The organism is Parvimonas pharyngis (genome assembly GCF_046569675.1).
In the GTDB taxonomy this organism is placed as follows: domain Bacteria; phylum Bacillota; class Clostridia; order Tissierellales; family Peptoniphilaceae; genus Parvimonas.
In genome coordinates this window covers 75,876-95,446 of record NZ_JBKICJ010000003.1, presented here as the reverse complement: position 1 = coordinate 95,446, position 19,571 = coordinate 75,876, and the positions used below count along the sequence as shown (strand labels likewise).

Annotated in this window: 15 protein-coding genes and 1 riboswitch; of the genes, 10 read left to right on the top strand and 5 right to left on the bottom strand. The window is 28.9% G+C overall.

Annotated elements, in window-relative coordinates; translation table 11 throughout:
• Window positions 1-277: 277 nt before the first annotated feature.
• On the bottom strand, window positions 278-2,902 hold the full coding sequence (gene ppdK, locus ACLGL0_RS04465; RefSeq protein WP_411013794.1) for a pyruvate, phosphate dikinase: 2,625 nt from the start codon (window positions 2,900-2,902) through the stop codon (window positions 278-280).
• A 13-nt stretch (window positions 2,903-2,915) separates the two neighbouring features.
• Window positions 2,916-3,722 carry a pyruvate, water dikinase regulatory protein gene (locus tag ACLGL0_RS04460; RefSeq protein WP_314557667.1) on the bottom strand — a complete coding sequence of 269 codons (807 nt, stop codon included), beginning with the start codon at window positions 3,720-3,722 and terminating at the stop codon, window positions 2,916-2,918.
• A 215-nt stretch (window positions 3,723-3,937) separates the two neighbouring features.
• Between ACLGL0_RS04460 and ACLGL0_RS04455 the strand changes: the two genes are divergently transcribed.
• The 4 genes from ACLGL0_RS04455 (at window position 3,938) to ACLGL0_RS04440 (ending at window position 8,287) form a co-directional block, all read left to right on the top strand.
• Window positions 3,938-5,347, top strand: a complete 1,410-nt coding sequence (locus ACLGL0_RS04455; RefSeq protein ID WP_411013793.1) for a L,D-transpeptidase family protein — start codon at window positions 3,938-3,940, stop codon at window positions 5,345-5,347.
• A gap of 235 nt (window positions 5,348-5,582) precedes the next feature.
• Window positions 5,583-6,473 carry a CPBP family intramembrane glutamic endopeptidase gene (locus ACLGL0_RS04450; protein ID WP_411013792.1) on the top strand — a complete coding sequence of 297 codons (891 nt, stop codon included), beginning with the start codon at window positions 5,583-5,585 and terminating at the stop codon, window positions 6,471-6,473.
• Window positions 6,474-6,585: 112 nt separating this feature from the next.
• A complete protein-coding gene (locus ACLGL0_RS04445; RefSeq protein WP_411013791.1) occupies window positions 6,586-6,936 on the top strand; it encodes a GntR family transcriptional regulator in 351 nt (116 codons plus the stop codon).
• Between the two features lies 1 nt (window position 6,937).
• Window positions 6,938-8,287, top strand: coding sequence for a PH domain-containing protein (locus ACLGL0_RS04440; RefSeq protein ID WP_411013790.1), 1,350 nt, complete (start codon window positions 6,938-6,940; stop codon window positions 8,285-8,287).
• A 48-nt stretch (window positions 8,288-8,335) separates the two neighbouring features.
• On the opposite strand, the gene ACLGL0_RS04435 is transcribed toward ACLGL0_RS04440, so the two are convergent.
• Complete coding sequence (locus ACLGL0_RS04435; protein ID WP_411013789.1) at window positions 8,336-8,812, bottom strand: glutathione peroxidase; 477 nt, start codon at window positions 8,810-8,812, stop codon at window positions 8,336-8,338.
• A 491-nt stretch (window positions 8,813-9,303) separates the two neighbouring features.
• Between ACLGL0_RS04435 and ileS the strand changes: the two genes are divergently transcribed.
• Window positions 9,304-12,399, top strand: a complete 3,096-nt coding sequence (gene ileS, locus ACLGL0_RS04430; protein WP_411013788.1) for an isoleucine--tRNA ligase — start codon at window positions 9,304-9,306, stop codon at window positions 12,397-12,399.
• Between the two features lie 98 nt (window positions 12,400-12,497).
• Here ileS and ACLGL0_RS04425 read toward each other — a convergent pair whose 3' ends face one another.
• Window positions 12,498-13,709 (bottom strand): arginine deiminase, encoded by a 1,212-nt coding sequence (locus ACLGL0_RS04425; RefSeq protein WP_411013787.1) that lies wholly within the window; start codon window positions 13,707-13,709, stop codon window positions 12,498-12,500.
• A 739-nt stretch (window positions 13,710-14,448) separates the two neighbouring features.
• Window positions 14,449-14,979, bottom strand: coding sequence for a folate family ECF transporter S component (locus ACLGL0_RS04420; protein WP_313962110.1), 531 nt, complete (start codon window positions 14,977-14,979; stop codon window positions 14,449-14,451).
• Between the two features lie 24 nt (window positions 14,980-15,003).
• A riboswitch (THF riboswitch) is annotated at window positions 15,004-15,096 on the bottom strand.
• A 191-nt stretch (window positions 15,097-15,287) separates the two neighbouring features.
• Between ACLGL0_RS04420 and secA the strand changes: the two genes are divergently transcribed.
• The 5 genes from secA to ACLGL0_RS04395 all read left to right on the top strand — a co-directional run bounded on the left by secA (window position 15,288) and on the right by ACLGL0_RS04395 (window position 19,560).
• Window positions 15,288-18,008, top strand: coding sequence for a preprotein translocase subunit SecA (gene secA / locus ACLGL0_RS04415; RefSeq protein WP_233056431.1), 2,721 nt, complete (start codon window positions 15,288-15,290; stop codon window positions 18,006-18,008).
• A gap of 257 nt (window positions 18,009-18,265) precedes the next feature.
• The gene (locus tag ACLGL0_RS04410) at window positions 18,266-18,391 is read left to right on the top strand and encodes a hypothetical protein (protein WP_411013786.1); all 126 of its coding nucleotides are present in this window, start codon (window positions 18,266-18,268) and stop codon (window positions 18,389-18,391) included.
• A 153-nt stretch (window positions 18,392-18,544) separates the two neighbouring features.
• Window positions 18,545-18,691, top strand: a complete 147-nt coding sequence (locus ACLGL0_RS04405; RefSeq protein WP_082713872.1) for a DUF1413 domain-containing protein — start codon at window positions 18,545-18,547, stop codon at window positions 18,689-18,691.
• A 133-nt stretch (window positions 18,692-18,824) separates the two neighbouring features.
• Window positions 18,825-19,193 carry an ArsR/SmtB family transcription factor gene (locus tag ACLGL0_RS04400; RefSeq protein WP_411013785.1) on the top strand — a complete coding sequence of 123 codons (369 nt, stop codon included), beginning with the start codon at window positions 18,825-18,827 and terminating at the stop codon, window positions 19,191-19,193.
• 145 nt (window positions 19,194-19,338) lie between these two features.
• Window positions 19,339-19,560, top strand: coding sequence for a cation transporter (locus ACLGL0_RS04395; RefSeq protein ID WP_068912786.1), 222 nt, complete (start codon window positions 19,339-19,341; stop codon window positions 19,558-19,560).
• Window positions 19,561-19,571 lie beyond the last annotated feature (11 nt).

The window sequence follows — 19,571 nt, the reverse complement described above, 5'->3', positions numbered from 1 at the left end:
TCTGGAAATCTCAACTATTGCTGGTAAGCAATAGTATTTCTGAAAGAAATAAATAATAAAATGATGTATTTACAATACATTCAGAGCAAAGACAAAGTATAATTTTTGTCTTTGCTTTTTTTATATTTTTGTTTTTCTATAGTCAAATTATTATACTACTTTTCCCTTTTTTCTCCACTAAAAAAGTGCCGATGATTGCTCATCGACACTTTTGTCATCAGTCTGAATAGATAGCATTTCGCTATCCATTTTGTTTTAAATTTCTTCTAGTTAAATTTTATTTACTTTGTTTTATTTTTGCTTGTGCTGCTGCAAGTCTTGCGATTGGCACTCTGAAAGGAGAACATGATACATAGTCGATTCCTACAGAATTTAGGAATTCAATTGTATCAGGATCGCCACCGTGTTCACCACAAATTCCTACATGAAGATGAGGATTAGTTTCTCTTCCAAGTTTGAAAGACATTTTAATTAATTTACCAACACCTTTTTGATCCAATTTTGCAAATGGATTAAAGTCGAATATTTTTTTATTTTCATATTCGTTTAAGAATTTTCCAGCATCATCTCTTGAAAAACCGAATGTCATTTGTGTTAAGTCATTTGTTCCATAACTAAAGAATTCAGCTTCTGTTGCGATTTCATCAGCAAGTAAGGCAGCTCTCGGAATTTCAATCATTGTTCCAATTTTGTACTTAATGTTTTCGTTCAATTCTTTTAAAGTCATTTCGATTTCTTCGACAATTTCTCTTTTTACATATTTTAATTCTTCAATTTCTCCAACTAATGGAATCATTATTTCAGGAGTAATTGAGATATTCAAATCTTTTTGTGCTTTTATTGCAGCATTTATTATAGCTTTTGCTTGCATTCTGTATATTTCAGGATAAGTAACTGCAAGTCTACAACCTCTATGTCCAAGCATTGGGTTTACTTCTTCCAAATCTGTGATTACATCTCTTAGATGACTTTCTTCGATATTCATTTCTTTTGCCAAGTTTTTAATATCTTCGTCTTCATATGGTAAGAATTCATGTAGAGGTGGATCAAGTAATCTAATTGTTACTGATTTTTCTTTTAATACACAGTAGATATCATAGAAATCTTTTTCTTGCATTGGTCTGATTTTTTCTAAAGCTTCAACTCTTTGATCAATATTTTCTGAAAGAATCATTTGTCTTACAACAGGGATTCTGTCTTTATCAAAGAACATATGTTCAGTTCTACAAAGTCCAATTCCTTCAGCTCCGAATTCTACAGCTTGTTTTGCATCTCTAGGGTTATCAGCATTTGCTCTAACTCCTAAATCTTTAATTTCATTTACCCAATCCATGAATATTTTAAAGTTTCCAGTTAATTGTGGATTTAATTTTTCAATTTCGCCTTTATAGATAATTCCAGTTGTTCCGTCAAGTGAAATTATTTCACCTTCCTTTATTACTTCGTTTTGAGTTTTTATAACTTTTTCAGCTTCGTCAACTTTTATTTCACTAGCTCCTGCAATACAACATTTACCCATACCTCTTGCAACTACGGCTGCGTGAGAAGTCATACCGCCTCTAGCTGTTAAAATACCTTCAGCTTCAATCATTCCTTCGATGTCTTCTGGAGAAGTTTCTTGACGAACTAAGATTACTTTTTCTCCTGCTTTTACTGCATCAACGATGTCTTTTGAGTGGAAATAAACTTTACCACTTGCAGCACCTGGAGAAGCAGCTAATCCTCTTGAAAGGATAGGAGTCTTTTTCATCATTTCAGCGTTGAAGATAGGGTGAAGAAGTTGATCTAAACTCTTTGGTTCAACTCTTAAAATAGCTTCTTCTTTTGAAATTAATCCTTCATTAACTAAATCTACTGCTACATTGATTGCAGCATCTGTAGTTCTTTTTCCATTTCTTGTTTGTAATAAGAATAATTTACCTTTTTCAATAGTAAATTCAAGGTCTTGCATATCTTTATAATGATTTTCTAAAACTTTTGCGATTCTTAAAAATTCATCATAAACTTCTGGCATAATTTCTCTTAGTTTTTCAATTGATTCTGGAGTTCTAATACCTGCAACAACGTCTTCACCTTGTGCATTCATTAAAAATTCTCCGAATAATTTATTTTCTCCTGTACTTGGATTACGAGAGAAAGCTACACCAGTACCACTTGTATTACCCATATTACCAAATACCATTGCTTGAACGTTTACAGCAGTTCCTAGTGAATCATCAATACCATTTAATTTTCTATAAACGATAGCTCTTGGGTTCATCCAAGATTTAAAAACTGCTTTTATAGCTATGATTAATTGTTCAATTGGGTCTTGTGGGAATTCTTTTCCAGTTTCTTCTTTAAAAATTTGTTTGAATTTTTCAACTAAAGTTTTTAAATCTTCAGCTGTTAGTTCAGTATCTAATTTTAGATTTTTTTCTTCTTTTATTCTGTCAAGTTCATTTTCAAAATAAACTTTTGGAATTTCCATAGCAACGTCACTGAACATTTGGATAAATCTTCTGTAACTGTCAAATGCAAATCTTTCGTTATTTGTTGAGTTTGCAAGACCAATTACTGATTTATCGTTAAGACCTAAGTTAAGAATAGTATCCATCATACCAGGCATTGATACGACAGCACCACTTCTTACAGAAAATAATAGAGGATTTTCTGTACTTGAAAAACTTTTATTTAGCTTGTTTTCACAGTCTATAATGTGAGTTTTAATTTCCTCAATTAGACTTTCAGAAATTTTTTCGCCATTTGTGTAAAAATTATTACAAGCTTCTGTAGTAATAGTAAAACCAAAAGGAACATTTAGTCCAATATTAGTCATTTCAGCAAGATTGGCACCTTTACCTCCCAATAAAGATCGCATGTCTTTATTGCCTTCATCAAAATTGTAAACAAATTTGCTCATTTTTTTCCTCCAATTACTTATTAATTTTTAATAGATGTTTTAGAATTATATCAGCTGTTTCTTCAATAGCTTTTGCTGATACATCTATTATAGGACAGCCGATTTTTTTCATTATTCGGCTAGAATATTCAAGTTCTTCAAGTATTCTATTTGAATTTGAATAAATACTATTATCAGGAAGACCTAAAGATTTTAGTCTTTCCTTTCTTATGCTTTCTAATTTTTCTGGAGTATTTGTTAAGCCTATTATTTTTTTAGGCGAAACTTGGAATAGTTCATCTGGAACCGGTGTTTCCGGTACTAGAGGAATATTCGCAACTCTAATATTTTTATTTGCTAGATACATAGATAGCGGTGTTTTAGATGTACGAGAAATTCCAATTATTACAAGATCTGCAATTAAAACTCCTCTTGGATCTTTTCCATCATCGTAACGAACTGCAAATTCGATAGAGTCAATTCTTTTAAAATATTCTTCGTTTAATTTTCTTAAAGCTCCTGGTGTGTTTCCTGGAACTATATTGCTCACTCTTTGAATTGCTAAAATAGATGCAGAAAGCAAATCAACATTGTTCATGCTGTGAAGTTCTGAAAACTTTTTAACATAGTCCAATAGTGGAGCGTCAACTAAGGAATAAAATAAAATTGAATTCTCAGTATCTTTACATTTGTTTAGTATCTCTGAAAGATCAGAAAATTCTCTTATATGAGAAAATCTTTCGAAAGTATACTCAATGTTATTAAACTGAGCTAATGCGGCACGTGCAAGTTGTTCCGCTGTTTCTCCAGTAGAGTCAGAAATTAAAAAAATGTTAAGCATTTATCTTCCTCCTTACTAAATATATTATAAACTTTTATAATAGGAAATACAAGTTTTTTAATTATTTTACTTTTAAAAATAAATATGATAAAATTAGAAGATAATATCAATAGATTATTCAGTTGATGTGGCAGTATAATTAAATAAAATGATTATAATACTTGAATTTATGGTATATAATAAAGTAATAATTATATATTTTCACAAGGATGGAGGTGTATTTTTTGATAAAAGTTAGCAAAAAAAATAATTCAAGAAAAAAAATATATAAAAAAATAAGTATATTTTTGGGTGCACTATTCATATCAATTTATTTATTAGGGGTTATTATATTTTCTTTCATCGCATTGCCTAATACGAAGATAAATGGTAATGATGTTAGTTATGTAATGATAGATGATGTTTTTAATAAAGATTGGACAGATGTTTCAATTAAGTTAAACCGTGTTGACGGAAAAAGTGATTTCTTTAAACCTGAAAAAATAAATTATAAGGAAGAATATGTTGCAGACAAAAAAATTCTACAAAATCAATTTACTTGGCCTTTAGCATTTTTTACAAGTCGTGATTTTAAATTGGAAGTTAATATAAGTTATGATGATGCAAAATTTGAAGAATTTTTAAAGAACACTTTAATTCTTAAAGGTTTAAAACATCCAGAGGATGCGAAGATTATATTTAAAGATGGAAAGTATGAAATTCAAAGCGAAATTTTAGGAACTTACACAACAAAAGAAAAGTTGAAAGAAGCAATTTTAATTGCATTGTCTGAAAGAAAAGAAAGTATTGATATGAGTACAATTTCAGAACAACCGAAATTGAAAAAAGATGATAAATCTTTACAAGATGCTCTTTCAAAATACGAAAAAATTTCTCAATTAAAATATGAGATTAATATTGGTTCAAATAAAGAAGTTCTTGATGGCGAAATTCTAGCAAATATATTTACATTTGTTGATGGAGAATTAAAGCCAGATGAACAAAAAGCTAGAGATTATATAAGAAGACTTGCCATTAAATATGATACTTTTGGAATGGATAGAAAATTTCAAACAACTGGAAAAGGAGAAATTGTTGTTCCTGGTAAAGACGGAATATATGGATGGCAAATTGATGTTAATAAAACAAAAGATCTTTTAGTTGAAAAACTTTTAACTTTCCAATCTGATTCTATTGAACCTGTTTTTATTCATAAGGGACTGTATTATGATAAGGAAGATGATATTGGAAAAACTTATATAGAAATTGACTTAACTAGACAACATATGTGGTTCTATAAAGAAGGAAAGCTTCTTTTAGATACTGATATTGTTACTGGTGATGTTAGTAAAAAAGTTGAAACTCCAGTAGGGGTTATGAAAGTTTGGAGTAGAGAAAAAGACAGAAATCTAAAAGGATTATCTCCGTTAGGATATGACTATGTTGCACATGTTGATTATTGGATGCCGATAAACTGGAAGGGTGTAGGAATTCATGATGCAAATTGGAGAAATGGAAAATTTGGTGGAAGTATATATAAAACATCAGGAAGTTACGGATGTATAAATACTCCACTTGAAAAAGTAAAACAAATTTATGATAATGTTGAAATAAATACTCCAGTTATAGTGTATAAGAGTAATTAAAATTTAGTTTAGTGATTAAGTTTATTTGGCTTAATTACTAAACTTTTTTATTTAAAATTAACATAATTTAAGTCATAATATTTTGCGAAGTAAATATCGCAGCAAGTCATTTAGGACGAAGTGAAATAGATTTTTATAGTCAAAATTATTAATATTTCAACTGTTGACTTTTTACTTTAATTGTAATATATATATATATAGTATAAATATAAAGTTTGAAAAAGGGGATTTAATTATGGAAAATATACAGGATAAAAAATGGTATGATAATGTCTTGTGGATTTGTATAATAAGTTATGCAATTATATACATAACTCAAAATGTAGGAGGATGGATTACACCTAAATTAGTAAGATTTTTATTTACATCTGGATTGTTGAAAGCTAATGAATATACTTATACATTTCTTATGTATATTTTATTTATTTATATATGGATTGTAGTGTTTTTTGTAATATTCATTTTTAAAAATAATCATTATATAATTGATAAAATAACAACTAAGTCTAAGGGAAATAACATAGCATACTTATTTTTAGGATTATTGATAGGATTGGTGTTAAATGGATTTTGCGCTTTAATTGCTATGATAAATGGAGATTTTACTTTACGATTTAGTCAATTTGAAATATTTCCTGCAATTGGATTGCTATTTGCTGTTTTTGTTCAATCTTCTGCAGAAGAGTTATTATGTAGAGGATTTATGTATCATCGTTTATTAAAATCTACTAATAGTCCAACTTTTGCAATTATATTTAATTCACTATTCTTTGCGGCGTTACATTTGTTCAATAATGGAATGTCGATTTTGCCATTTTATTGTATTTTTATTTTTGGTGTTTTAACATCAATGATTGTATATTATTTCGACAGTTTGTGGATGGTAATGGGATTACATGCAATGTGGAATTTTACTCAAAGTATATTGTTCGGATTACCAAATAGTGGAATAAATGTTCCATATTCTATTTTCAAAATAGGGGATTCAGTAAAAGGAAGTTTCGCTTATAATCCAACATTTGGACTTGAAGGAACTATTTTATCTTGTGCTTTAATGACGATTTGTTGTGTGGCATTGTATATTTGGAAGTCAAAGAAAAATAAAGAAGAAAAAGTTTTAAATTAACAATTAATAAAGTTTAGCAATTGAGATTAAAAAATTTCTTAAAAGCTAAACTTTTTTTATTGACTTTTTGTATTACCTGTATTATAATATATAATACAAGGAGATGAGAGAAATGTTTTTTATTGATACTTTGTCGGAAGTTCCTATTTACACTCAGATTTGCAATGGAATTATTAAAGAAATTGCAGATGGAAATTTAAAAAATGGAGATGAATTGCCATCTGTTAGGCAACTCGCAAAAGATTTTGGAATAAATCCCATGACTGTGAATAAGGCTTATGGAATTTTAAAAAGTGAAAATGTAATAGAGATTGATAGGCGTGTAGGTTCGATTGTATATGTTAGATGCACGGATAAAAATATTGAAAACATAAAAGAGAATTTACAAAATTTAATTAATGAAGTTAAAATAAGGAATCTTGGAAAAGAGTTCTTACTTGAGTTTATAGAAAGGAGTTTTTAGTATGATTTACGATTTTATTTTGAATGGAAGTCTATGGATGATTTTTGTGATAAGTTATTTTTCACAAAAGAAGGGTTTTTCTTATAATAATGGAAAAATTTTACTTACTACAATTCCTATAAATGAGGTAGATAGTAAGGAAGTGCAAGAAATTAGTAAAAAAGGTTTAAAGAGTTTTAAATTGCTCCATTTAGTATTTTTTATACTTTCATTTTCCCTATTATTTAGTAATACTGATATAGAAATTATACTCCATCTTGGAATATTATTTGCTTATTTAATTTCTCTAGGATTTTTGTCAAATAAATATATAAAACAAATGAGAAAGCTAAAAAAGGAAAAGAACTTTGCGAGTTTTACTAGAAAGTATGTGGATTTATCAGTTGCAAAGGAAATAGATAAACAAAAACTTCCAATTTTCCTTTGGGTAATTCCATTGATAGTTTTTGTTGTTGGTTTCTCTATTTTTGGAACTTTTTCTGATATGGAGTTTATTTTGTTTATTTGCTTGTCAACAACTTTAATAGCAATGATATTTATGGGACTTTTTTGGAGAAGGTCTAAAATATCAGTTATATGCGATAACAAAGAAAAGAATTTATATATAAATAAAATTAAAATTATAAAACTTCAAAATAAAATTTTTACTTTTGTAAATCTATATTCTGTTTTGTTTTTAGTTTTAGTATTTTTACAAAAAATGGATAAATACTCTTTTCTTCCTCTTGGAGCAAGTATAATACTGATTACATTTTTTATCTTTTATCTTATATATACTGTTAATAAAATTGATAAAGAAATAAGCAGTAATATAGAAGATGACAAATTCATTGAGGATCAAGACGAATACTATGATATTTTTGGATATAAAAATCCGAATGATCCAAGGATTTTAGTTTCTGATCCGATGAATAGTACTAGTACAATTATTAATCGTGGAAATAAAAAAGGGAAAATATTATTTGCATTTACAAATATGCTTCTCGCAATTGTAATAATATTCGGGCTAGCACTAATTTTTGAAAAAGACTGGAAAGTTGAGGTTTCAGATACTGTAAAAATTTCAACGATGCTTTATAAAGATAATATAAAACAAAGTGATATTGAGAATATAGAATTGCTTGATAAATTTCCAAATAAAAGAGCTATTAGGATGAATGGTGGAGCTACTAAAGAAAAATCTTATGGTAATTTCTCTTTAGAGGGAGAAGGAAATGTTAGGCTTTATGTTTTCAACAAAACAGATAAGGTCATAAAGATAAGTAGAAAAAATCAAAAGACAATATATATTAATATGAGAACTAATGAGGAAACTGAAGAGCTTTTTGAAAAGTTGAAGAATTTTAAGTAAAGATATAAAAAATGCATTGTCAATTAGACAATGCATTTTTACTTTCATTTATTTTAAAAGTTCAACTATATATTTTTCTATATCTTGTGGAGATGTAGTTGGAGCGAATCTTGAAACGACATTTCCGTTTTTGTCTACAAGAAACTTTGTAAAATTCCACTTTATTTTATTTCCTAAAAGACCCGATTTTTTTGCTTTTAAAAATTTATAAAGTGGGTGAGTATCTTTTCCATTAACTTCAATTTTTTCAAACATTGGGAATGTTACTCCATAATTTAAACTACAAAATGTTTTAATTTCTTCGTTTGTTCCCGGATCTTGATTTTTAAATTGATTACAAGGAAATCCTAAAACAACAAAATCTTTATTTTTATAATCGTCGTATAGTTTTTGTAATCCTTCTAATTGTGGAGTAAATCCACAACTACTTGCTGTATTGACTATTAGTAATACTTTATTTTTAAATTGTTGCATGGAAACTTTATTTCCGTCAATGTCATTTACTGTAAAATCATAAATATTCATTTCTACCTCCAAAAAAATAACTACCTCCGAAATATGGTATAAGAAATTTTTATTTATATACCCTTATTTTAATTTTTTTAAACATTTAACTCCCTAAATTTAGGTATTTTATTATTTGCTATAAAAATAATATTAAATTTATTAATATTATTGTACTATAAAAATATAAATTGTTAAATGAATTTATATGCATAAAATGAGTAAATTAAATATTTGACATTCTTATGCTTTTATAGTATAATAATGCACGTATTTTATATTAAACGATGAAGAGGACGGAGATTGTGAATTAATTAAGAGAGGTAGTGTCTGGTGCAAACTATTTTATGAAGCAAACTCGTATCACCTTGGAGTTTTTTGGTTAATCCCGTTAAAGATTTTTGAGTGATTTAAGATTTTTTTAATCTTAAATAATTTGGGTGGTAACACGGAAAAATTTCGTCCCTAAGATTTTATCTTAGGGATTTTTTTATAGAAAAATGGAGGTAAATATGGCAAAGTTTAGAGAACTTTCAAAAGAGTCCGTTAAGGATAGAGAAATGAAAATATCTGAATATTGGAATGAGATAGATTTGTTGCATGAATCTGTAAATTCAAGAGAGGGACATGATAATTATATTTTTTATGATGGTCCTCCAACAGCAAATGGTAAACCCGGTATTCACCATGTTATAAGTCGTACTTTAAAGGATATGACTTGTAGATATAAAACTATGAAAGGTTTTAAAGTTAAGAGAAAAGCAGGTTGGGATACTCATGGACTACCTGTTGAAATTGAAGTTGAAAAGAAATTAGGACTTACAAGTAAAAAAGATATTGAAGATTATGGAGTAGAAAAATTCTGTAAGGAATGTAGAGAATCTGTTTTCGTTTATGAAAGTAAATGGAGAGAAATGTCTGAAAGAATGGCTTTCTTAGCAGATATGAACAATCCTTATATAACTTTAGACAACAATTATATTGAATCTGTTTGGAATCTTTTAGATGAGATTTTCAAAAAAGGTTTAATGTATGAAGGAGCTAAGATTTTACCATATTGTCCACGTTGTGGAACTGGTCTTGCTTCTCACGAAGTAGCTCAAGGTTATGAAATGATTAAGACTACAACAGTTTATGCGAAATTCAAGAAGAAAGATGAAGATGCTTACTTTATCGCTTGGACAACAACTCCTTGGACTCTTCCTTCAAACGTAGGTTTGACTGTTAACCCTAATGTAACTTATGTTAAAGTTAAATATAATGATGAATTTTATTATTTAGCTGAAAACTTAGCGACTAAAGTTTTAGGTGAAGATTATGAAGTTGTTGAAAAATATTTAGGAAAAGATATGGAATATTGGGAATATGAACAAATTATTCCTGAAATTGAAGTAAAACAAAAAGCATTTTTTGTAACTCTTGCAGATTATGTTACTGTTGAAGATGGTACTGGTATAGTTCATACTGCTCCAGCATTTGGGGAAGATGACTATCAAACAGGAAGAAGATATAATCTTCCATTAATCAATCCTGTTAATGAAGAAGGAAAATTCAGTACTACAAGATATGAAGGCAGACCTGTTATGGAATGTGATGCTGATATTATCACATATCTTTTCGAAAATAATAAAGCATTAAAAAAACAAAAGGTTGAGCATAACTATCCACATTGTTGGAGATGTCATACACCTTTAATTTACTATTCAAAACCATCTTGGTACATTGAAGTAACTAAATATAAAGATAAGTTAATTGAAAATGCAAAGGCTGTAAATTTTTATCCTGATTTTGTTGGAGAAAAGAGATTTGGAAACTGGCTTGAAAACTTAAATGACTGGGCAATCAGCCGTTCAAGATATTGGGGAACTCCTTTCAATGTTTGGAAATGTGATTGTGGACATTGTACAAGTGTTGGTTCAAGAAAAGAATTGGTTGAAAGAAGTATTGAAGATATTGATGAAAATATAGAATTACACAGACCATTTGTAGATAATGTTCATTTAAAATGTGAAAAATGTGGTGGCACAATGACTAGAGAAAAAGATGTTATTGACGTTTGGTTTGACTCTGGGGCAATGCCATTTGCACAACATCATTATCCTTTTGAAAACAAAGAAAACTTTGGAGAATTATTCCCTGCAGATTTCATTTGTGAAGGAATTGACCAAACTCGTGGATGGTTCTATTCATTACTTGCAATTTCAACATTAATAACTGGGAAATCTCCATATAAAAATGTTTTAGTTAATGACTTAATTTTAGATAAAGACGGAAAGAAAATGAGTAAATCTCGTGGAAATACGATTGATCCTATAGAATTATTTGATAAATATGGTGCTGATGCTGTAAGACTATATGCCCTTTATGTTTCTCCACCTTGGGTTCCTACTAGATTTGATGTTGAAGGACTTAGAGAAATTGAAAGTAAATTCTTTAGATCTTTCAAGAACACTTATAATTTCTTCCAACTATATTCTGGAACTGACGATATAGATCCAAGAGAGTTCTTTGTTGATTATGATAAGAGACCTGAAATAGACAGATGGATATTATCACGTTTCAATAATCTTTTGAAGATGTATACTGAAAATATGGATAAATTTGAAGTTACAAAAGTTGTTCGTGCAATTTCTGATTTTGTAATTGAAGATCTTTCAAACTGGTATATCAGAAGAAATAGAAGAAGATTCTGGAAAACAGAAGTTGACGATGATAAGAAGGCTGTTTATAATACAACTTATGAAATATTACTTGGAATTTCAAAGATTGTAGCTCCAATTACTCCTTTTGTTGCTGAAGAAATGTATCGTAATTTAACAGACAAGAAGAGTGTTCATTTAGATTTCATTCCTGAATATGATGCTAGTTTAATTGACGAAGCATTAGAAGAAAAGATGGAAATTGTAAGAAATCTTGTAACAATTGGTCGTGCAAGTCGTGAAAAAGTTAAGATTAAGGTTAGACAACCATTATCTGAAATAGTTGTTGACTATGCATTAAAAGAAAAAATCGGCGATTTAGAAGAATTGATAATGGAAGAACTTAATGTTAAGAAAGTTGTATTCGAAAAAGACTTGTCAGGCTTTATGAACTATATGTTAAAACCGGATTTCAAAGTTTGTGGAAAAATCTTAGGAGCTAAAATTAAAGCGTTTGGAAACTTCTTAAATGAAACAAATCCTAAAGAATTCTTAGAAAAACTTGAAAATGGGGCAGTTCTTGTTGAATTAAATGGGGAAGAAACTGAAATTCTTAAAGAATATGTTGATGTAAAAGTAAGTGCTAAAGAAGGATTTGACGTTACAATGGAAAATAATCTATTTGTAATTTTAGATACTACTTTAACTGACGAATTGCTTGATGAAGGTTTTGCAAGAGAAATAATTTCTAAGATACAACAAATGAGAAAATCAGCTGATTTTGATGTGCTTGATGAAATTAAAATTAAATATACTTGTACAGATAGATTGAAAAAAGCAGTTGAAAACTACAAAGAATTTATTATGAAAGAAACTTTAGGTGTTGAATTGACTTTTGTTGATTCATTGGATACAGAAGAAGTTGATTTCAATGGGGAATTAGGAAAATTATTTGTAGAAAGAGTTTAATAAATATTAAAAATCAACGAAGAAATTCGTTGATTTTTTGTTGTACAAAAAAAGCACAGTTAATCTGTGCTTTTATTTTTTTAAATTTATTTAGACTATTATAAGTTTTCTCTAAATAGAGGCATACTCATACATCTTGGGCCCCCACGACCTCTAGATAATTCACCTGAATCAATCTTATGAAGTTTTACCCCTTTTTCTTCAAGTAATTGATTTGTAATAGTGTTTCTATCATAAACAATAGCTTCTCTAGGTGCAATAGCTAAAGTATTGTATCCGTCTGACCATTGTTCTCTATGAGTATCTAAAAGACCGCCTTTTCCCATACGGATAAATTCAATTTTATCTACATGAAGATATTTTTTCAATGCAACTTCAATATCAGTTGATTCAGTTTCAACTTTTACTTTTCCATCAACTAATTTTAGAGAATAAATTTCTAATGTCTTTTCAATTTCAGGGTGAAGAGTATATAAATCTCTATCAACTGAAGTTAAAACAGTATCAAGATGCATGAAAGCTCTATTATCTGGAATTACCATTGCAAGTACAGTTTTTACTCCGTTTTCTCCTTCAAGAAGTCTTTTTGCAATTGTTTCAATTGCAAGAGGAGTTGTACGTTGTGAAATACCTATAGCTACAACATCTTCAGATAAAACTAAAATATCTCCACCTTCGATTGATGGAACATCAGTTCTATCATACCATTTTTTGATTCCTTTGAATTCTTTATGGTGTTCAAATATTTGTTTTCCAAAAAGAGTTTCTCTTCTTCTTGTAACAGACCACATTGTATTTAAACTTACACCATCTTTGATGAATGAAAATGGGTCTCTAGTGAAGTATAAATTTGGAAGCGGTTTTGAAATGAAGAAATCATGCTTTGAAACAATTTCGCTCAAAGTTGAAGGTTCTTTTAAATCTACTTCGTTCTTTCTAACACCTTCCATCATTTTTAAAACTAATTCTTTGTTATCTTTTATAGAAAATAGATATTCTCTTAATAATCTTTTTTCATTTTCTACATGCACATCTGCATTATCTAAAAATTCTTCAATAAAAGCAGTTCTTAAGCCATCATCATAAAGACTTTCAGCACACAAATCTTCAAGATAGAATACTTCGCATCCATTTTGTCTAAAAATATTTGCAAACATATCATGTTCTTTTTGAGCATTATCCAAAAATGGAATTTCATCAAAAAGAAGCTCATCTAGTAGATAAGGTGTTAAATTTAAAAGTTCTTTATGAGGTCTGTGAAGTAAAACTGATTTTAATTTTCCTATTTCAGAATTTACATTAATTTTCATAGAATCCTCCTTAATCTTAATATGTATATTATATCAAATAAAATATGTAAAGACAATACATATTTTTAGATATATTGATAATTTTAGTACAAAGTATTACATTTTTAAATTAAGCTTGAATTCAGCCTAGATTTTACATTTTATTTAGCATAAAGAACAAAAAAACTCACGTCAAAATAATTAGCAAAGCAAATGTATCGAAGATGCATATAATATATAAGAAAAAGTATTTTAGATAAATTAGTTGTAATTATATATAGATTTTTTGTTTTTATATAAGTCCTTTACAGGACTTACTATTGCTTGGAAACAAGCAATAGTTGAGATCTTTCGACTTCGTTGCACTACGCTCAAGATGACGTGTTTGGTGTATCTCTTTGCAAAGTGCTATGACGTGAAACTTTTCAATTAATAAAATATATAAATAAAATGAATTTTTTTTTATTTTTTATTTTTTTAAATAAATAAAAAAATTTTCTTATAATATATTTTGTTTTCTATTAATTTAATAAATCTATTTTGAAGCTTATTTACCTTTAACGTTAAGCTACAAAGCGAAGCTATTTCCTTAAACGTCATCTCGACCGAAATGAGTGAAACGAATGTAGCGGAGAGATCTCATACTTTTGCTATAGCAAAAGTAAATGTATCGAAGATACATCAATATTTTTATCAATAAAAAAACTGACTATTTTTGTAGTCAGTTTAGATTCGTGTTTATGATTTTTCTTTAATTAAATTATCTGTAAGTTTTTTTGATTCTAGTTGATAAAACTAAAATTGCAACAAATGTAATTGCCATTTGAATTAAGTTTGGTACTGTTCTTGAAACAACATAGAACCAGAATCCTTTGCCTCTTGTTAAAGAAAGCCAGAAGCTGTCTAATAAAATTGTAACTACAAAGGAAAGAATTGAAATTAAAGCAACTTTTAAAGTGATTGAAAGTTTACTTTCTTTTTCAATATTTTTTCCAAGTATAAGTCCTGGAAAAAATCCCATTATCATATTTGTTAACATATATCCTGGGAAATACATTCCAGGTGAACCTAATGTCATGAAATAAATCAATGGGTCAGATGCTCCTCCAATGATTGTTCCAAGTGTAGGTCCTAATATTATACCTGAGAATATCATAGGTATAAATCTTAGAGTTATTCTTCCACTTCTAGGTGGGAATAAATAAATATTTTGATAAGACAAAATAATTGTTAAAGCTATCATAAGTCCAGCGATAGCTAGTTGTGTGGTTGTAAACCTATTTTTCTTCATTTTTCTCCTTTCAAAATCAATGCCAACAGTGGATGCGAAAACTAACCACGAGTGTGTCTCTTCGTTTACAAGCAACATCCCATCTTGTAACACTTAATGCAAGTTTCCTACTCTGCCTAAAAAATAGGCTACTATTGGTATCACACGAATACTAGATAATTTTATAAAATTTTTAGAAAAATGTCAATATCTTGTATTAAAACATAATAAATTTTTTTCGTAAATTTTTTATTAAAATTTGTATATTTTGACTATTTATGGTAAAATAATAAATGTGCGAAAATATATATTTTAAATAGAGGTGAATTATGGGATTTTTTAGTGAACTTTTTAATTCTTCAGCAAAAAGACTTAAAAAAATAAATCCAATCGTAGACAAAATTATGTCATACGAAGAACAATATTCAAAATTAACAGATGATGAACTTAGAAATAATACAGAAATATTTAAGACAAGATTAGCAAATGGTGAAACTTTAGACGATATTTTACCTGAAGCTTTTGCAACTGTAAGAGAAGCTGCTTATAGAGTTTTAGGTATGAAACATTATAGAGTACAGTTAATTGGTGGGGTTGTTCTACATGAAGGTAGAATTGCCGAAATGAAAACAGGTGAAGGTAAAACTTTAGTAGCGACATTACCTTCTTATTTGAATGCGCTTACTGGTAAAGGTGTTCATATCGTAACAGTAAATGATTACCTTGCAAAGAGAGATAAGGAGTGGATGGGTAAAGTTCACGAATTCTTAGGCTTAAAAGTAGGTTGTATTTTACATGGTCTTTCAAATGATGAAAGACGTTATAACTATGGTTGTGATATCACTTATGGAACAAACTCAGAATTTGGTTTTGACTATCTAAGAGATAACATGGTTGTTTACAAGGAAGAATTAGTTCAAAGAGGACTTAATTATGCAATAGTTGATGAGGTTGACTCAATTTTAATTGACGAAGCTAGAACTCCACTTATCATTTCAGGTGAAGGAGATCAATCAACTGATTTATATGCACTTGCTGATAGATTCGTAAAGAGTTTAAAGGGAAGAATTGCAGATCCAAATGAAGAAAATGAAGATTTCTATAATAGAGAACTTAGAGAAGAAACTGTTGACTTTGTAGTTAATGAAAAACATAAAACTGCTAACTTAACTGAAATTGGTACTGAAAAAGCTGAAGAATTCTTTGGTCTTGTTAACCTTTCAGATCCAGTTAATATGGAAGTAGCTCATCATATCAATCAAGCATTAAAAGCAAATAATACAATGCAAAGAGATGTTGACTACGTTGTAAGTGAAGATGGAGAAATCTTAATCGTTGATGAATTTACTGGACGTATCATGGAAGGTAGAAGATATAGTGAAGGATTACACCAAGCGATAGAAGCTAAAGAAGGTGTTGAAATCAAGTCTGAATCTAGAACTCTTGCTACAATTACTTACCAAAATTACTTCAGAATGTATGAAAAACTTTCTGGTATGACAGGAACTGCAAAGACAGAAGAGGACGAATTCAATGAAATCTATCACATGGATGTTATTGAAATTCCAACAAATAAACCTGTTATCAGAAAAGATCATCACGATAGAGTTTATGTAACAGAAGAAGCTAAATTTAAAGGTATTGTTCAAGAAATTGAAAGAATACATGCAAAAGGACAACCAGTGCTTGTTGGTACAATTTCAATTGAAATTTCAGAATTATTAAGTGCTATTCTTAAGAAAATGAGAATAGAACATGACGTGTTGAATGCTAAATTCCATGCAAGAGAAGCTGAAATAGTTGCTCAAGCAGGGGTGTTTGGTAAAGTTACTATTGCAACAAACATGGCAGGCCGTGGTACTGATATTCTTTTAGGTGGTAACCCAGACTTTATGGCTAAACATGAAATGAAAAAAAATGGTACGCCTCAATATATCTTAGACAACTTAGATTCATTCTGGGAAACAGATGATGAAGAAGTTTTAGCTGCTAGAAAAGTATTTAAAGAATTATATGATAAATATAAAGTTCAAACTGATGAAAATGCTAAAAAAGTTATTGAAGCTGGTGGTCTTTTCATAGTTGGTACTGAAAGACATGAATCAAGACGTATCGACAATCAGTTAAGAGGACGTGCTGGACGTCAAGGAGATCCTGGTGAATCAAGATTTTTCGTTTCACTTTCAGATAACCTAATGCGTTTATTCGGTGGAGAAGCAATTCAAAGATTTGCCATGAGAAGAAATTACGATCCAGATGAAGTGCTAGAATTTAGTGCAGTTACAAGAGGAATCGAAAGATCTCAAGAAAGAGTTGAAGCTAACAACTTTGGTATCAGAAAGAACGTATTAAAATACGATGACGTTATGAATGTACAAAGAAATGTAATTTACAAAGAAAGACGTGCAGTTCTTGACGGAGAAGATATGAAAGATAACATTCAAGAAATGTTAAAAGAATTCGTAGATGTAACAGTTGAACAATACTCAAATGGAAAATCTATCGAATTAAGTGACTTGAAGTTAGCGATTGAAAATGCTTATTTACCACATGGCTTATTGAACTTTGATGAAATGAAAGGTTTAAATAAAGAACAATTAAAAGATTATATCAAAGAAGTTTCTCAAAAATATTATGCTGAAAAAGAAGAACAAATCGGTTCAGAACAAATGAGAGAAATCGAAAGAGTAATCATGTTAATGGTTGTTGATAGAAAATGGATGGATCATATAGATGCTATGGATCAATTAAGACAAGGTATCGGTATTAGATCTTATGGACAACAAGACCCAGTTAGAGCATACGGAGCAGAAGGATTTGAAATGTTCAATGAAATGAACGAGTCAATCAGAGCAGATGTTTTAAAAGGATTATTCAACATTCAACCTGCAGGAGCTGAAATTGAAAGAGAAAGAGCTGCAGTAGAAGTTTCTACAAATGTTCAAGATGAACAAACTACTTATGTTAAAGGAAAAGAAATTGGAAGAAACGATCCATGTCCTTGCGGAAGTGGTAAAAAATATAAAAAATGTTGTGGAAAAAATAAATAGATAAGATAGAGCAAATATTTAATATTTGCTCTTTTTTTATTAATAATTTTTTATGTATTAAATATAAAAACTATATGTGTAATTTAATACAAAAATTTAGATATTATTTTGAAAATATGATATAATATTTAGTGTATTAAGGGATTAAATATAAATCAATTTCTTAAAGAATAAAACATTTTTATATAGATAAAATATTGTATGTAGAATTAAGAGAGAAGTTATTTTGCTCTTTTCTGCTAATAGAAAGGTAATATATGGGAAGAAGAAAGAAAAAATATATAGAGGGAATAATTGAAAAAGTTAATTTTCCAAATATGTCTGAATTTACTTTTGAAGATAGAAAGGTAAATTTTAAATCTGGAATTGAAATGGAAGTATGATTTAATACTAATATAAACCGTCAATTAAGAGTTAGGTTCTCTTGATTGGCGGTTTTTGCATTGACTTTTACATGATTTATACATGTGATATTATCAAAAATGTTGTTTATAAGGTTATTGATAAGGAGTTGACCACATGAGTGATGTAATAAGCTGTTAGATGAAGCTATTAAAGAAACCGAAAACTTGTACGAAGGAGAAGTCTTTATTTTTAAGGAATTGTTTAAAGGATATGTATGGAACAGGATACCGAGAAAGGACTGTACTAATGTCTTAGTAGATGTTTTTGAGATATTTTAAATAATATAAAAAAAACTTGAATAAATGCTCATATAACTATTGACACAAGAGAAAAATAATAATATAATAAATATACAACGTATGAATACTTGTCCAAGTAATCAGATGAAATGATTTAGAAAGAGGTGATAATATGACTAAAAAATTTAATTCAATTGAAAGATGTGACTGCAATGTAATTCATGAGGATATTGTAAATCAAGTTAGAGATAAAATGCCTCAAGAAGAAAGCCTTTATGATCTAGCAGAATTATTTAAAGTATTTGGAGATTCAACACGAATCAGGATATTATGGGCTTTACATGAAGCTGAAATGTGTGTTTGTGATATCGCTGTATTACTTAACATGACACAATCAGCAATTTCCCATCAGCTGAGAGTCTTAAAACAAGCTAATTTAGTGAAAAATAGAAAAGAAGGCAAAGTAGTATATTATTCATTAGTTGATGATCATGTAAGAGAAATATTTGACCAAGGTCTATTTCATATCAACGAGAAGTAGTAATGCGGTAGAATAGAATATTTTTTGAAGATATTTGGGCATATATTTAAGTCTTCATTTCAAATGAGCAATGCTTCAAGAAAATTTGAAAAAGACTTGTAGTATTCAAAATAAAATTACAAATAACATTTAGGAGGATTTAATAATGAAAAAGAAATTTATACTTAAAGGTTTAGATTGTGCAAATTGCGCGGCAAAAATGGAAAAGGCTATTAATGAGCTTGATGGAGTGAAAGAAGCTACTGTTAACTTTATGACCACAAAACTCGTTATTGATGGTGAGGATGAAAAAATGCCAACAATAATAGCAGAGGCCGAAAAAATAGTTAAAAAAATCGAACCCGATACAACTATGAAAAAGGCTTAAAGGAGGCTATT

Excerpts from the sequence above, each read along its gene's own strand:
- ppdK (WP_411013794.1), bottom strand. The coding sequence starts at position 2,902 with ATGAGCAAATTTGTTTACAATTTTGATGAAGGCAATAAAGACATGCGA.
- ACLGL0_RS04460 (WP_314557667.1), bottom strand. The coding sequence starts at position 3,722 with ATGCTTAACATTTTTTTAATTTCTGACTCTACTGGAGAAACAGCGGAA.
- ACLGL0_RS04450 (WP_411013792.1), top strand. The coding sequence starts at position 5,583 with ATGGAAAATATACAGGATAAAAAATGGTATGATAATGTCTTGTGGATT.
- ACLGL0_RS04445 (WP_411013791.1), top strand. The coding sequence starts at position 6,586 with ATGTTTTTTATTGATACTTTGTCGGAAGTTCCTATTTACACTCAGATT.
- ACLGL0_RS04440 (WP_411013790.1), top strand. The coding sequence starts at position 6,938 with ATGATTTACGATTTTATTTTGAATGGAAGTCTATGGATGATTTTTGTG.
- ACLGL0_RS04435 (WP_411013789.1), bottom strand. The coding sequence starts at position 8,812 with ATGAATATTTATGATTTTACAGTAAATGACATTGACGGAAATAAAGTT.
- ileS (WP_411013788.1), top strand. The coding sequence starts at position 9,304 with ATGGCAAAGTTTAGAGAACTTTCAAAAGAGTCCGTTAAGGATAGAGAA.
- ACLGL0_RS04425 (WP_411013787.1), bottom strand. The coding sequence starts at position 13,709 with ATGAAAATTAATGTAAATTCTGAAATAGGAAAATTAAAATCAGTTTTA.
- ACLGL0_RS04420 (WP_313962110.1), bottom strand. The coding sequence starts at position 14,979 with ATGAAGAAAAATAGGTTTACAACCACACAACTAGCTATCGCTGGACTT.
- secA (WP_233056431.1), top strand. The coding sequence starts at position 15,288 with ATGGGATTTTTTAGTGAACTTTTTAATTCTTCAGCAAAAAGACTTAAA.
- ACLGL0_RS04410 (WP_411013786.1), top strand. The coding sequence starts at position 18,266 with ATGGGAAGAAGAAAGAAAAAATATATAGAGGGAATAATTGAAAAAGTT.
- ACLGL0_RS04400 (WP_411013785.1), top strand. The coding sequence starts at position 18,825 with ATGACTAAAAAATTTAATTCAATTGAAAGATGTGACTGCAATGTAATT.
- ACLGL0_RS04395 (WP_068912786.1), top strand. The coding sequence starts at position 19,339 with ATGAAAAAGAAATTTATACTTAAAGGTTTAGATTGTGCAAATTGCGCG.